This is a genomic window from Roseovarius nanhaiticus (assembly GCF_900156535.1).
Lineage (GTDB): Bacteria > Pseudomonadota > Alphaproteobacteria > Rhodobacterales > Rhodobacteraceae > Roseovarius > Roseovarius nanhaiticus.
The window spans coordinates 115,077-128,756 of record NZ_FTNV01000001.1; the positions used below are offsets into that span (position 1 = coordinate 115,077).

General features: G+C 62.3%; 13 protein-coding genes and 1 tRNA gene. 7 read left to right on the plus strand and 7 right to left on the minus strand.

The annotated features are described in order from the left end of the window. Positions 1–123: 123 nt before the first annotated feature. The 3 genes from BW975_RS00560 (at position 124) to msrA (ending at position 1,967) form a co-directional block, all read left to right on the plus strand. Positions 124–717 (plus strand): HD domain-containing protein, encoded by a 594-nt coding sequence (locus BW975_RS00560; protein ID WP_076530065.1) that lies wholly within the window; start codon positions 124–126, stop codon positions 715–717. Beyond that, positions 714–1,199 carry a GNAT family N-acetyltransferase gene (locus tag BW975_RS00565; RefSeq protein ID WP_076530067.1) on the plus strand — a complete coding sequence of 162 codons (486 nt, stop codon included), beginning with the start codon at positions 714–716 and terminating at the stop codon, positions 1,197–1,199. The genes BW975_RS00560 and BW975_RS00565 overlap by 4 nt, the downstream gene beginning before the upstream one ends. 105 nt (positions 1,200–1,304) lie before the next feature. Beyond that, a complete protein-coding gene (gene msrA, locus BW975_RS00570; RefSeq protein ID WP_076530068.1) occupies positions 1,305–1,967 on the plus strand; it encodes a peptide-methionine (S)-S-oxide reductase MsrA in 663 nt (220 codons plus the stop codon). A 108-nt stretch (positions 1,968–2,075) separates the two neighbouring features. Here msrA and BW975_RS00575 read toward each other — a convergent pair whose 3' ends face one another. Then, the gene (locus tag BW975_RS00575) at positions 2,076–2,822 is read right to left on the minus strand and encodes a 2-dehydro-3-deoxygalactonokinase (protein ID WP_076530070.1); all 747 of its coding nucleotides are present in this window, start codon (positions 2,820–2,822) and stop codon (positions 2,076–2,078) included. Then, entirely contained in the window at positions 2,822–3,241 is a 420-nt protein-coding gene (locus BW975_RS00580) for a protein tyrosine phosphatase family protein (RefSeq protein ID WP_076530072.1), read from the minus strand. The genes BW975_RS00575 and BW975_RS00580 overlap by 1 nt, the downstream gene beginning before the upstream one ends. Positions 3,242–3,367: 126 nt before the next feature. Between BW975_RS00580 and BW975_RS00585 the strand changes: the two genes are divergently transcribed. Both BW975_RS00585 and radC read left to right on the plus strand, forming a co-directional pair. Then, positions 3,368–6,937 carry a hydantoinase B/oxoprolinase family protein gene (locus BW975_RS00585; RefSeq protein WP_076530074.1) on the plus strand — a complete coding sequence of 1,190 codons (3,570 nt, stop codon included), beginning with the start codon at positions 3,368–3,370 and terminating at the stop codon, positions 6,935–6,937. Between the two features lie 44 nt (positions 6,938–6,981). After that, a complete protein-coding gene (radC, locus tag BW975_RS00590; protein ID WP_076530076.1) occupies positions 6,982–7,740 on the plus strand; it encodes a RadC family protein in 759 nt (252 codons plus the stop codon). Between the two features lie 2 nt (positions 7,741–7,742). On the opposite strand, the gene BW975_RS00595 is transcribed toward radC, so the two are convergent. Beyond that, positions 7,743–7,819: transfer RNA gene (locus BW975_RS00595), tRNA-Arg, on the minus strand. Positions 7,820–7,938: 119 nt separating this feature from the next. Here BW975_RS00595 and BW975_RS00600 point away from each other — a divergent pair. Continuing rightward, the gene (locus BW975_RS00600) at positions 7,939–8,964 is read left to right on the plus strand and encodes a LacI family DNA-binding transcriptional regulator (protein WP_076530078.1); all 1,026 of its coding nucleotides are present in this window, start codon (positions 7,939–7,941) and stop codon (positions 8,962–8,964) included. Positions 8,965–9,045: 81 nt separating this feature from the next. Here the strand turns inward: BW975_RS00600 and BW975_RS00605 are convergent, their stop codons facing one another. Genes BW975_RS00605 through petA form a run of 3 tightly spaced genes read right to left on the minus strand, consistent with a single transcriptional unit; the run spans position 9,046 to position 11,857 of the window. Beyond that, positions 9,046–9,906, minus strand: a complete 861-nt coding sequence (locus BW975_RS00605; protein ID WP_076530080.1) for a cytochrome c1 — start codon at positions 9,904–9,906, stop codon at positions 9,046–9,048. Between the two features lie 10 nt (positions 9,907–9,916). Next, positions 9,917–11,260: a cytochrome b gene (petB, locus tag BW975_RS00610; protein ID WP_076530081.1), complete on the minus strand. Its 1,344-nt coding sequence runs from the start codon at positions 11,258–11,260 to the stop codon at positions 9,917–9,919. 12 nt (positions 11,261–11,272) lie between these two features. Next, a complete protein-coding gene (gene petA / locus BW975_RS00615) occupies positions 11,273–11,857 on the minus strand; it encodes a ubiquinol-cytochrome c reductase iron-sulfur subunit (RefSeq protein ID WP_076530082.1) in 585 nt (194 codons plus the stop codon). A gap of 387 nt (positions 11,858–12,244) precedes the next feature. On the opposite strand from petA, the gene BW975_RS00620 reads away from it, so the two are divergent. Then, the gene (locus tag BW975_RS00620) at positions 12,245–12,964 is read left to right on the plus strand and encodes an outer membrane protein (RefSeq protein ID WP_076530084.1); all 720 of its coding nucleotides are present in this window, start codon (positions 12,245–12,247) and stop codon (positions 12,962–12,964) included. 71 nt (positions 12,965–13,035) lie between these two features. On the opposite strand, the gene BW975_RS00625 is transcribed toward BW975_RS00620, so the two are convergent. Beyond that, on the minus strand, positions 13,036–13,638 hold the full coding sequence (locus tag BW975_RS00625; protein ID WP_076530086.1) for a glutathione S-transferase: 603 nt from the start codon (positions 13,636–13,638) through the stop codon (positions 13,036–13,038). Between the last annotated feature and the right edge of the window lie 42 nt (positions 13,639–13,680).

The window sequence follows — 13,680 nt, forward strand, 5'->3', positions numbered from 1 at the left end:
GAGCGGCTCCTCGGAATAACGGGTTGCCGGGCAGATAGCACCGGGGGGGCATTGCGGCAATGCTGGAATACCGGGGCACCGGGCGCTAAGAAGTTCAGGCAACCAAAGGGTAAGGGGCGCATCATGGCTAAACCGCGGGCATGGCAAAAGATGCTGTCGGGCCGCAGGCTGGACCTGCTGGACCCGACGCCGATGGATATCGAGATCGGCGATATCGCGCATGGCCTCGCCTTTGTGGCGCGTTGGAATGGGCAGACACTTGGTGATTTTGCCTATTCGGTGGCTGAACATTCATTGCTGGTCGAAGATATCTTTCGCCGCATCGCACCCGGCGCACCACCCAAATGGCAGTTGGCCGCACTTCTGCACGATGCGCCCGAATACGTGATCGGCGACATGATCTCGCCAGTGAAAAATGCGGTTGGCCCCGGCTATGACGAGATGGACCAGCGGCTAAGTGCCGCGATCCATATCCGTTTCGGCCTGCCCGCGGTCCTGCCCGTCAGCATCAAAAAGCAAATCAAGAAGGCCGACAAGGTCAGCGCCTGGATGGAGGCCACTCAGATTGCGGGATTCGACACCGCCGAGGCGGACCGCTTTTTCGGCCGGCCCGATCCCGCGCTGATGGAGGGGTTGCAGATCCGCCTGCGTCCTCCACTGGACGCACGCGCCGATTTCACCGCACGGACCGATGCACTGCTGGAGCGGATGACATGATCACCGTGCGCCGCGCCACACCGCTTGACGCGCCGCCAATGGCCGAACTGCTGAACGAGATCGTCGGCGAGGGCGGCACCACGGCCCGAACTCAGCCCATCACCAGCCGCGAGATGGCCCAGATGATGGCGGGCGCGCTCGACCGCTCAGCCTGGCATGTCGCACTGAACGACGATGGCGCGCTGCGCGGCTTCCAATACATTCGCCCCATTGACGAGCTGCCGCCCGAGGCCTGCGATATAGCGACCTTCGTGCAGGTGGGCCGCACCGGCCTCGGCATCGGATCGGCTCTTTTTGCCGCCACGGCCAAGGCTGCCAAGGCGATGGGCTATGTCTGGATCAACGCCAATATCCGCGCCGATAACGAAGGCGGGCTGATCTATTACCAAAGCCGCGGCTTTCGCGACTATGCCCGGCGCGAGGATGTGATGCTCGCCTCGGGTCAGCGTGTGGACAAGATCCTGAAACGCTACGAGATCTAGCGCGTCAATCACCGCCCTCTCACCCTTGCGTGAGCCTGTGTTGCGGTGGGTTGGCGCAGCTGCGCCCTTGCGCCATGGTAATCCCAAATCCAAGGAGGACATGCCATGACCAACGTCATGACCAATATCAAGACAGTGCTGCTGGGCGGCCTGATCGCCGTCGGCTTTGCCGCGCAGGGCGAGCCCGCGCAGGCCGCTGAAACACGCACGCTGACCGTCGCGGGTGGCTGCTTCTGGTGTGTCGAAGCCGATTTCGAAAAGGTCAAAGGCGTCAGCGAAGTCGTCTCGGGCTATACCGGCGGCACCACTGACAATCCGACTTACAAGCAGGTGACCGGCGGGAATACCGGCCATTACGAGGCGGTCCAGATCATGTACGATCCCGAGGTCGTCACCCGCCCACAACTTCTGCATATGTTCTTGCGTTCGGTGGATCCGCTGGATGCCGGCGGCCAGTTCTGCGATCGCGGCGACAGCTACCGCACCGCGATCTTTGCCGATGGCGCGGCCGCAGAAGATGCGCAGCAGGCCGTTGCCGCCGCCGAAAAGGATCTGGGCCAAGACATCGTCACCCCGATCCTGCCCGAGCAGACCTTCTACGAGGCCGAGGATTACCATCAGAACTACTACAAAAGCGACGAAACTCGCTTTACCCGCTTCGGGATAAGGACTTACGCCGAAGCGTATAAGCTCTACCGCGATGCCTGTCAGCGCGACGCGCGTGTGCGCCAGATCTGGGGTGAAGCTGCGCCTTTCGCCGGCCAGTAATCACAGCGGTGCCGCCCAGCCCGGCAGTTTGATCCGGGCCATGGGCGCGCCCCTGCTTTTTCTTGGTTTCAAGTACCCAAAATCCCGCCCGTGGCCGGGTGCGGTTCGTCAGTCGGTCAGCCCCGCAGCCGCCCCCAGCGCCATCAGCCCGGCTTGCCAGACGGCGGCGCGCGGCACCGCCTCGGCCATGACGCCCTGCACCGCCAGCGCGGGGGCATAAGGCGCGGCAGCGCCGATAATCCGCAACTCCTGGCCCAGCCAGTAGGCGCGCATCGCGGCCAATTCAGCGCCCAGCAGATGGCCCAGAACCGCCGCCGCATCGCCGCCCAGCACCGCTGCGTTCAGATGCACGGCCAAACGCTCGGGGCGGGACATCGTATCGCCCAGCGCGCCAGTGTCGAACCTGGCCCCACCCGACCCCATCGGCGCGCCAAGCGCGGCCGCAAGCCGCCCGGTCGCCGCCCCCTGAAAGCTGACGATCTCGCGGGCGCTGACATGTACCCAATGCGTGACCTCAGCCTCGGGGATCAGAATGATACCGTCCCAATCCGGCTGCGCCCGCAGCGCGCCCGCGATCAGGACGCGCGCCGACGGATCGAGCCGTGCTGCGGGCGCGATTTGCTGCACGGCGCTCAGAGACCTCGCACCTTGAGGCAAGAGAGAGGTCGGCGGCGCATCACTGGCCGCATCGTTCAAGGTGATCAGACGCTCTGGCAAAACTCCGGCCGCGCGCGCCGCGTCATCTGCATCCGCCACATCATGCGCACGCACAGCACCGCCATCAACTGCGTAGAGAGTCACGCGGCCAGCCTGGGGCAAAAGAACGCCCCAAGCCTCCGACGAGGGATCGGCCATCAATTTCGGTCCGACAGCTGCGCGACGATACCGCGTACATCATACCCGGCATTCGCCGCCGCCGCGACAATCTGGTCGGGCGGTGTAACGCCGACCTGCGTGATGCTCCAGACGGTCGTGCAGCGCGTGCCACTGCGGCAATAGGCCAGCACCGGCGCCGGCAAATCTGCCAGTGCTGCCTTGAACTCCTCGACATCTGCTTCGGTCAACTGCCCCGAGACGATGGGTACGGCGCGAAACTCCAGACCGGCCTCACGGGCCGCGGCAGCGATGCCGGCGATGTCGGGCTGACCCGGATCTTCATCATCGGGACGGTTGCACATGATGGCCTTGAAGCCCGCCTCCTTGATCGCGGGCACATCGGCGGGCGCGATCTGGGCTGAAACGCTGAAATCATCGGTAATCTTGCGCAGGTCCATTGGGCGGCTCCTTGATGAGGGTTGCGTGCAATATGGTCGCAAAGCCACCTCGGTTTCAATGCCCCGCCCCGTTGACAATCCGCGCGTCCCCGCCAACCCTGCCGGCTGCATCCAAAGGGGGGCGGCATGGACAAGCGTTGGGAATTCTGGATCGACCGCGGCGGCACCTTTACCGATATTGTGGCGGTTGATCCCACCGGCGCGCTGCACACGCACAAGCTTCTGTCGGAGAACCCCGAGCGGTACGAAGATGCGGCGGTTGAGGGCATCCGCCAACTGATGGGTCAGCGCGCGTTGCCCGCAGACAGTATCGCCGCCGTCAAGATGGGCACAACGGTCGCTACCAACGCCCTCCTCGAGCGCAAGGGCGAGCCTGTCCTCCTGATGATCACGCGCGGCTTTCGCGATCTGCTGCTGATTGGATACCAGACGCGGCCCCGCCTCTTCGACCTCGATATCAAGCGGCCCGACCTTCTTTATACCGACGTTGCCGAACTGGACGAGCGGCTGGATGCCGAAGGTGCGGTTTTGAGCCCCTTGGACGAGGATGCAGCACGCGCTGCCCTGCAAACCGCCTATGAGAACGGCCTCCGGGCCGTCGCCATTGCCGGGCTGCATGCCTATCTTAACCCGGCGCATGAGGCGCGCGTCGCCCGGATTGCGCGCGAGGTGGGTTTTACACAGGTCAGCACCAGTCACGAAGTCAGCCGCCTTGCCAAGCTGGTCGGGCGCGGCGACACCACGGTCGTTGATGCATATCTTTCGCCCATTCTGCGGCGCTATGTGGACCGCGTCGCGGATGCGCTGGATCTTGGCACGGCGTGCGAGCGCCTTTTGTTCATGCAGTCCAATGGCGGCCTGACCGAGGCGCGCCGCTTTCAGGGCAAGGACGCAATCCTGTCGGGCCCCGCAGGCGGCATCGTCGGCATGGTGCATACCGGTCGCGCGGCCGGGCATGATCGGCTGATCGGCTTTGACATGGGCGGCACGTCGACCGATGTCAGCCACTACGCCGGCGAGTACGAGCGCAGCTTCGAGACCGAGGTCGCGGGTGTACGCATGCGCGCACCGATGATGGACATTCACACCGTCGCGGCGGGCGGTGGCAGCATCTGCAAGTTCGAGGATGGCCGCTTTCAGGTCGGCCCCGAAAGTGCGGGCGCCGATCCCGGACCCGCCTGCTATCGCCGGGGAGGCCCCCTGACAGTCACGGATTGCAACGTCATGTTGGGCAAGCTCAGCCCCGATCATTTCCCCCAGGTCTTTGGCAAGGACGGCGATCTGCCCCTCGACGCCGAGGTGGTGCGCACGAAATTCACCACGCTGGCGGATGACGTGGCCAAGGCCACCGGCGAGTCGCCCCTCAGCCCCGAGGAAATGGCCCAAGGCTTCTTGCGCATCGCCGTCGACAACATGGCGAATGCGATCAAGAAGATCAGCGTGCAGCGCGGGCATGACGTCACGCGCTATACGCTCCAATGCTTTGGTGGGGCGGGCGGGCAACATGCCTGCGGGGTCGCAGATGCACTCGGAATCACGCGGGTCCTGATCCATCCCTATGCTGGCGTGCTGTCGGCCTATGGCATGGGCCTGGCCCCAATCACCGCAATGCAAGAAGCGCAGCTGGACCTCCCGCTGAACGAGTATGACCGCGCGATGGAAAGCGTCGCCAAGCTGGAGCGCGAAACATTGGCCGAGGTCGCAGCCCAAGGCGGCACCGACGCCACCGCAATTCACCGGATGCACCTACGCTATGACGGCTCGCAACAGACGATCCCGGTCGAGGGCGGAACGGGCGTCACCGCGCGCCCGCTTTTCGAGGCGGCGCATCAACAACGCTACGGCTTCGTATCGCCCGGACGGGATATTATCATCGAGATGATCAGCGTCGAGGCCAACGGCGCCAGCCGCGAGGATCTCGCATTGACTCCGCCGGACGGCGATGGTGCGCCTGCTGCGCAGATCGGGGTGTATCAGGGCGGCGCCTGGTCCGACGTGCCGGTTCATGCCCGCGAAACGCTTGATCCGAAGGTCCGGATCAAGGGCCCTGCCATCATAACCGAGACGACCGGCACCAACGTGATCGAACCCGGCTGGTCGGCGCGCGTCGATGCGCGCGCGAACCTTGTTATCGAGCGTCACGAGGCGCTGCGCGGCGAGGTGGCCACGACCGAGGCCGATCCGATTTTGCTCGAAGTGTTCAACAACCTCTTTATGTCCGTCGCAGACCAGATGGGCGCGACGCTGGCCAACACGTCCTGGTCCGTCAACATCAAGGAACGGCTCGATTTCAGCTGCGCCATCTTCGACGCCCAAGGCGATCTGGTGGCCAATGCGCCGCATGTGCCGGTGCATCTCGGCTCCATGGCCGACAGCGTAAAGACGATTATGAGGCTCAATCCGGACGCGCAGCCGGGCGATGCCTTCACGCTAAACTCGCCCTATGCTGGCGGCACACATCTGCCGGACGTCACGGTCATCACACCCCTGTTCGAAGCGGGCCGACCTGTCATGTGGCTGGGCAGTCGGGGGCATCATGCCGATATCGGCGGGCGAACGCCCGGCAGTTCTCCGCCGGACAGCACGCACATCGATGAGGAAGGCGTGCTGATCGACAACGTCCAGCTGGTCCGAGGCGGCGCGTTTCTGGAAACCGAGACCGAGGCAGTGCTACGCGGCGGTCGTTATCCCTGCCGCAACATTCGCCAAAACATAGCGGACCTGAAGGCGCAGATCGCCGCAAACGAGACCGGAAAGCAGGCTCTAAGCAGCGTTATAGAGACGTATGGCCTTGACGTGGTGCAAGCCTATATGGGCCACGTCCAGAGAAATGCAGAGGCAGCTGTGCGCCGGGTGATCGACCGCCTGTCGGATGGAGAATTCCGCTACCCGATGGATCATGGTGCAGAGATATCTGTCTCTATCAAGGTGAATCGTGACGCACGAGAGGCGGTGATTGATTTCACCGGAACCTCGCCCCAACACGCCGGCAACTATAACGCACCGCGCTCGATCAGTGATGCGGTCGTTCTCTATGTCTTCCGCACGCTTGTCGGCGCCGACATTCCGTTGAATCAAGGGTGCCTTAAGCCGCTACATATCATCGTGCCCGAAGGCTCGATGCTAAACCCGGTATATCCCGCAGCGGTCATCGCGGGAAATACCGAGGTCAGCCAGGCCGCGTGCAACGCGCTTTATGGGGCGCTGGGTGTTTTGGCGGGCAGTCAGGGCACCATGAACAATTTCGTCTGGGGCAACGACGCGTTCCAGAATTACGAGACGATTGCCGGCGGCACAGGCGCGGGGCCCGGTTTCAGAGGCTGTGATGCGGTTCAGAGCCACATGACGAACACCCGCATGACCGATCCCGAAATTCTCGAGAAGCGGTTTCCGGTGCGATTGGAAGCGTTCGGCATTCGGCACGGCTCGGGCGGCGAGGGGGAATGGCGCGGCGGCCATGGCGTCGTCCGGCGCATGCGGTTTCTGGAGCCGGTGACAGTGACCACGCTCTGCTCGCACCGAAGCGTGCCACCCTTTGGTGCCGCGGGCGGCGCGCCCGGCAAGGTTGGTGTGAATTGGGCCGAGCTGCCAGATGGCACGCGGCGCGATCTCAAAGGGTGCGATGAGATTGAACTGCAGGCGGGCGCACTTTTTTGCATGGAGACGCCGGGAGGCGGCGGCTGGGGCACTGCCTGACTGATCTTAACAATGGGTTAAGCATTTATCGGCACTCTACGCTCATGAGCGGATATTCCCATTTCAGCGAGGCGGCCTTGCCCCTCTTTGGCGGCGACGAAACGCCGGTAACCGACATGGGATCGGCACAACCCTCGTACATCCGCGATCACCGCGCCCGCCTTCGTGCACGATTCATGCAAGGCGGTGCTGGCCCGATGCCGGATTACGAATTGCTGGAGCTGGTTCTCTTTCGAGCGATCCCAAGACGGGATGTGAAACCACTGGCGCGCGCGCTTCTGGATCAATTCGGCGATTTCAACGGGGTCGTTTCCGCACCCTCATCACGCTTGGAAAAAGTGAATGGCGTGGGCGAGGCGGTCGTCGTTGAGCTGAAGGTGATCGAGGCCGCAAGCCAACGCCTCAGCCGCGCCCGCGTCCTGCAGCGGCAAGTCATTTCGTCCTGGGACGCGTTGCTGGACTATTGCCACACGACGATGGCCCACCGCGACACCGAACAGTTCCGGCTTTTCTTCCTCGACACCAAGAACACGCTTATCGCGGACGAGGCGCAGGCGACCGGCACCGTCGACCACGTGCCGGTCTACCCGCGCGAAGTCGTCAAACGCGCGCTCGAACTCAATGCCTCAGCACTGATCCTTGTACATAACCATCCCTCGGGTGATCCTACGCCCAGCGAAGCCGACATCGTGATGACCCAAAAGATCAAGAACGCAGCCGAGGTCATGGGCATCACGCTCCACGACCACCTCATCATCGGAAAATCCTGCGAGCTCAGCTTTCGCAGCGAAGGATATCTATGACATGGTGACCCCGGCAGGATTCGAACCTGCAACCTGCCCCTTAGGAGGGGGCTGCTCTATCCAGTTGAGCCACGGGGCCAGCGGTGTCTGAATAACGCGAGGCGCTCGGCTTGTCATCGGCGAATAGCGCCATTCAAGCAGCTTGATAGGGCGCGTATGGTTGCGGTAACGTCGACGTCAAAGAGCAGGGACGTCCAAGTGAACAAACCGCCCAACCGAACACTGACCTTGCGTGACGTATCCGAAGCCTCGGGCGTCTCCGAGATGACCGTCAGCCGGGTTTTGCGTAATCGCGGCGATGTGTCCGATGCCACGCGCAAACGCGTTCTGGCCAGCGCAAAGGCGCTGGGATACGTGCCCAACAAGATCGCCGGTGCGCTCGCGTCGAGCCGGGTCAATCTGGTGGCGGTGATCATCCCCTCGATGTCGAACCTCGTCTTTCCCGAGGTGATGATGGGCATCAACGAGGTGCTGGAAGAGACCGAGCTGCAACCCGTCATGGGCCTGACCGACTACACTCGCGAGAAGGAAGAGAAAGTCCTCTACGAGATGTTGTCCTGGAGACCCTCTGGCGTGATCATCGCGGGGCTTGAGCATTCGGACGCGTCGCGCGCCATGCTGCGGGCCTCGGGCATCCCGGTGGTCGAAATCATGGACGTGGACGGTACGCCAGTCGACTCCGTCGTGGGTATTTCGCATCGTCGCGCGGGCGAACAGATGGGTCGCGCCATTCTCAAGGGCGGCTACCGGCGTATCGGCTTCATGGGCACCACGATGCCGCGCGACCATCGTGCGCGCAAGCGCTTCGAGGGGCTGACGGACGTGTTGGGCAAGGCCGGCGTGGAGATCGCCGAGCGGGAATTCTATTCCGGCGGATCTGCTCTTCTCAAAGGGCGTGAGATGACGCAAGCCCTGCTGGGGCGCGATCCTGATCTGGATTTTCTCTATTATTCGAATGATCTAATCGGTGCAGGCGGCCTTCTTTGGCTGCTTGAGCAGGGTTATGATATTCCCGCCAAGATCGGGCTTGCCGGCTTCAACGGGCTTAACTTGCTCAAGGGCTTGCCGCGGGAATTGGCGACAATGGATGCCTGCCGCTTCGAGATCGGGCGTCGCGCCGCTCAGATCATTGCGGATCGGGCGCAACCTGATGCGGATCAGGCACCCCAGCGGATCGCGCTGGAACCCAAGATCAGTTATGGCGACACGCTGCGCCGACCCTGAGGTAAGCCCGCAGTTCGACGAAAAAGCCCCGCTCGATCAGCGAGCGGGGCTTATTCTTGCTTACTGGCCGTGGCTTCCAGCTCAGTCTTTCTTCTTGCCTTTGATGGGCGCCCAGATCCGCTTGTTCGTCAGGTACAGGAGAACCGACAGAACAGTCAGGAAGAGAACCCCGGTCAGGCCTGCATATTTACGCGCCATCAGCTTGGGCTCGGCCGTCCAGGTCAGGAACGCCGCGACGTCCTTGGACGCGCTTTCCAGATCGGCGGGGCTGCCATCATCAAACTCAACCGAATCGTCGTAGATCGGCTGCGCCATATTGATCCAGCTGCCGGGAACGGTGTGGTGGCCTTCTTCGTCCTTGCACTCTTCCGGGAAGCCGCCCGCGCCGAACGCCGCATTATAGCTTCCGGGGAAGTCATCAGGCGCACATTCGGGCGTCTCATGGTAACCGGTCATCAACGAGTAGATGTATTCCGGACCGCCCATCCCCTTCAGGAACTGATTTATGCCGGTGCCGTACGGCCCATGAAAGCCAGCGCGCTTTTTCGCCATGAGTGACAAGTCAGGCGCGTTTTCAAGCATCGACTCAGGGAAGTGATCCGACGGCTTGGCAGCACGGTAGTCATCGATTTCTTCGTCGAAAACTTCATACTGTTCAGCGTAGGCTCGCACCTGGTCCTCGGGCAGCTGAGGGCCGCCTTCGTCACCCAGCGTGCGGATTGGCACGTATTTCATGCCATGGCAGGCCGAGCAGACCTCGGTATAGACTTTGAGGCCACGCTGCAGTTGCAGCGGATCGAAGCTGCCGAAGGGACCTTCGAACGAGAATTCGACATCCTCGATGACGACATCCTCGGCTGCCGCCAGTGCCGCGCCCCCCGAAAGGGACAGCGACAGAGCCAGTGCGGCAGGCGTGCCGAATTTGCGAAGTGTTGCGTTCATTATTCTGCCCTCACTCGGCCGGTTTAACGATGGTGTGCGTGCCACCGACTTTGGGAGCGTTATGCGCCGCGAAGTCTTCTTCGATTGTGGCCGGCTGCGGCAGCGGTTTCTCGATCACGCCAAGAAGCGGCAGGATGATCAGGAAATACGCGAACCAATAGGCCGACGCGATCAGCGAAATGACACCATAGATGCCTTCCGCCGGCATGGCACCCGCCCACATCAGGACGAAGAAGTCGAGAACCAGAAGCGCGAACCACCACTTGAACATCGGGCGATACCGGCCCGAGCGCACGCTGGATGTATCCAGCCAAGGCGCAAGAGCCATGACCGCGATCGCACCGAACATGGCAAGAACACCAAAGAACTTGGCATCGACGATGCCGCCAGTAATCCAGTTGGCCGCAATGACCACCCAGACGTCAGCAGTGAAGGCCCGCAGGATCGCGTAGAACGGCAGGAAGTACCATTCCGGCACGATATGCGCAGGCGTCGCCAGCGGGTTCGCCTCGATGTAGTTGTCGGGGTGACCCAGATAGTTGGGCATGAAGCCGACAATCGCGAAGAAAACGATCAGGATGATGCCCAGCGCGAAGAGGTCCTTGATCACGAAATACGGCCAAAACGGCACCGTGTCCTTCTCGGCCTCGGCCTTGGACGTGCGGCGCACTTCGACACCGGTGGGGTTGTTGTTGCCCGTCGTGTGGAAGGCCCAGATGTGAATAGCCACCAGTGCCGCAATGATGAAGGGCAGAAGGTAGTGCAGGCTGAAGAAGCGGTTCAGCGTCGCGTTATCCACAGCCGGTCCGCCCAGAAGCCAGGTCTGGATCGGCTCACCGATGAACGGGATCGCACCGAAGAGGCCAGTAATCACAGTGGCACCCCAGAAGGACATCTGGCCCCAGGGCAGAACGTAACCCATGAATGCGGTGCCCATCATCATCAGGTAAATGAGCATGCCGATGATCCACGTGATCTCGCGCGGCGCCTTGTAGGAGCCGTAGTAGAGACCGCGGAAAATATGCGCGTACACCGCAACAAAGAACAGCGACGCGCCGTTCATGTGCAGGTAGCGGATGAAGTGACCGCCGTTCACGTTACGCATGATGTGCTCGATCGACGCAAAGGCGTAATCGACATGCGGCGTGTAATGCATCACCAGAACGATGCCGGTGATGATCTGAAGTGCGAGACAGAAGGTCAGGACGATACCCCAGATCCACATCCAGTTCAGGTTCTTGGGCGTCGGAATCATCAATGTGTCGTACATAAGGCCCGCGATCGGCAGGCGCTTGTGGAGCCACTTCTCGCCACGCGAGGTCGGCTCGTAGTGATCGTGCGGAATACCACCCATAATTATGTGTCCTTATCCCAGAATGATCGTTGATTCGTCATCGAAAGAGGCGATCGGCACCGGCAGGTTCGTCGGCGCCGGGCCTTTGCGGATGCGGCCCGCAGTGTCGTAATGCGATCCGTGGCAGGGGCAGAACCAACCGCCAAACTCACCCGCGCCATCGCCCAGCGGCACACAGCCCAGATGCGTGCACACTCCCATCATGACCAGCCATTCGCTATCTGTCCCCGGCTCGGCACCTGGGGGCAGAAGGCCGCGATTCGCGTCAGTCGCAGGCGCGGTGCCATCAATGTTTTCGTTCCGCGCGATGGGATCAGGCAGAGTCGAAACATCGACGCTATTCGCGGATTCCATCTCGGCCTCGGTACGGCGACGGATGAAAACCGGCTTGCCCAGCCATTTGACGGTGATCTGCGTGCCCGGCTCTACGCCGCCCACATCAACCCGGATCGAGCTGAGGGCCTGAACGTCCGCCGAGGGGTTCATCTGATTGACCAGCGGCCAAATGGCGGCACCGGCTGCGACGGTGGCTGCACCAGCAGTCGCGTAATAGAGGAAGTCCCTCCGGGTGCCTTCGTGATCTTCTGCGTGGGACACGAGGTTTACTCCATTCTCACGGGCCTTGCACCGGCCCCATAACGGTTTGAGGCCACAGAGACCCTGCAACCATTCCGACCCGCGTTTTAGCGGGGCTTTCCCAGCCCGTCCAGTGCGCAATGCGACGCATCCCGGCGAGGTGCCGATGTGTCGCGCCGCGGTCTTTGCCCTAGCGTTACGGTCAAGAATAACCGGGAGGCAGCCCACGGCAAGCGTCATGCGCCATTATCACGCACCGCCCTCGCAGCACGCAAAAAACGTTGCGAGGGCGTATGTGTCATGTCTGCCGCGGCGCACAGCAGTGTGATGCCCGGGCGCTTGAGACAAGGGCGCGCGCCGTGTATGGGATGCACAACCGCCGTACCAACCGTGAAAGCGCCTCAGCCCATGACACACCTGCATCGCACATCTTTGGCGCACCGTGCCGCCACCGCATCCAAATCCGCCGCCGCCATCGCCGCACTGGTCATGGCCACGCCTGCCGCTGCAGAGCTGGAGCTGAGCTTCTACCTCGGCACACAGACGGCCAGCGATAGTGACGCCTCCGGCTTTCTGCCGAACGGTGCCGGTGTTTTCGATCGGAACGTCTCGTGGGACGGAAAATCGTTTGATGCGCCCATTTATTACGGTGGCCGCGCCATGTGGTGGACATCGGGCGATCTGGGCTTTGGCATCGAAGGCACCCACACCAAAGCATATGCCAGCGCGGGCGACAAAGCTGCCATCGGCGTTGACCGCCTGGAGTTCACCGATGGGCACAACATCATCACCGCCAACGTGATGAAGCGGTATCCCGGCGCATTCGGCGGCAGCAAATTCACGCCTTATGGTGGTGCCGGTATCGGTGTGGCCATACCGCATGTCGACATTCTGACCAGCGGCGCCACGAACCGCACCTATGATTACGAGGTGACCGGCCTGGCGCTGCGCGGTATCGCAGGCATGAAATACGAGCTGACCGAGGATTGGGCGCTCTTTGGTGAATACCAGATCACCTGGTCCGACAACGACGTCACGATTGATGGTGACCCCGGCCAGCCCGATGGCAAGCTGCGCACCGAGCTGCTGACCCACGCCGTCAATATCGGGATCAGCTACAGCTTCTGATCCCGGCGCGGATCACAGAACAATCGGCCCGGTGCAGCAATCGCACCGGGCCGTTTTGCATCTCAGCCACTCTATTCAGGTTTGGTGGCCTGCATCGAAGGCCGTTCTTCGAACTTGGCGTGCCATGCGACCAGCTGCGGGCGCGCGCTGCGCCATTCGCGGTGGCCCTGCCGGAAGTCGATGTAACTGAGCGCGCAGGCCACGGCGATCTGCCCCATATCCAGCCGCCCGGACAGATGACTGATCCAGCGGGCCTCAAGCGCATCCATCGCACGCTCGACCTTGCTCCATTGGGCCTCCAGCCAGCCATCCCACTGCTTGTCCTCGGGGCGCATCCGCGCCTCGTAGATCATTGCAATACCGGCATCCATAATGGCGTCGCCCGTCGCCTCCAGCGTCAGAACCTCCCATTCATGCGCCTGCGGGTAAAGCGTGCCATCTGCCTGGGCGTTCAGGAATCGGCAGATCACCCGGCTGTCATAAAGCGCGCCACCACCCTCGCGGATCAGCGCCGGGATCTTGCCCAGCGGGTTTGCGGCGGCCACTTCGGGGTCGGTCTTGATCGGCGTTGTGGTGACGACCTGCATTTCGACATCGTCCGTCATACCCAACTCGTGCAGGACGACGGCAACCTTGCGGGCAAAGGGGGATGTGGGGCCGGTCAAGAGTTTCATGGGATGCGCTCCTTTTGCGTGTTGCCGGAGCCTAGGCGCGTG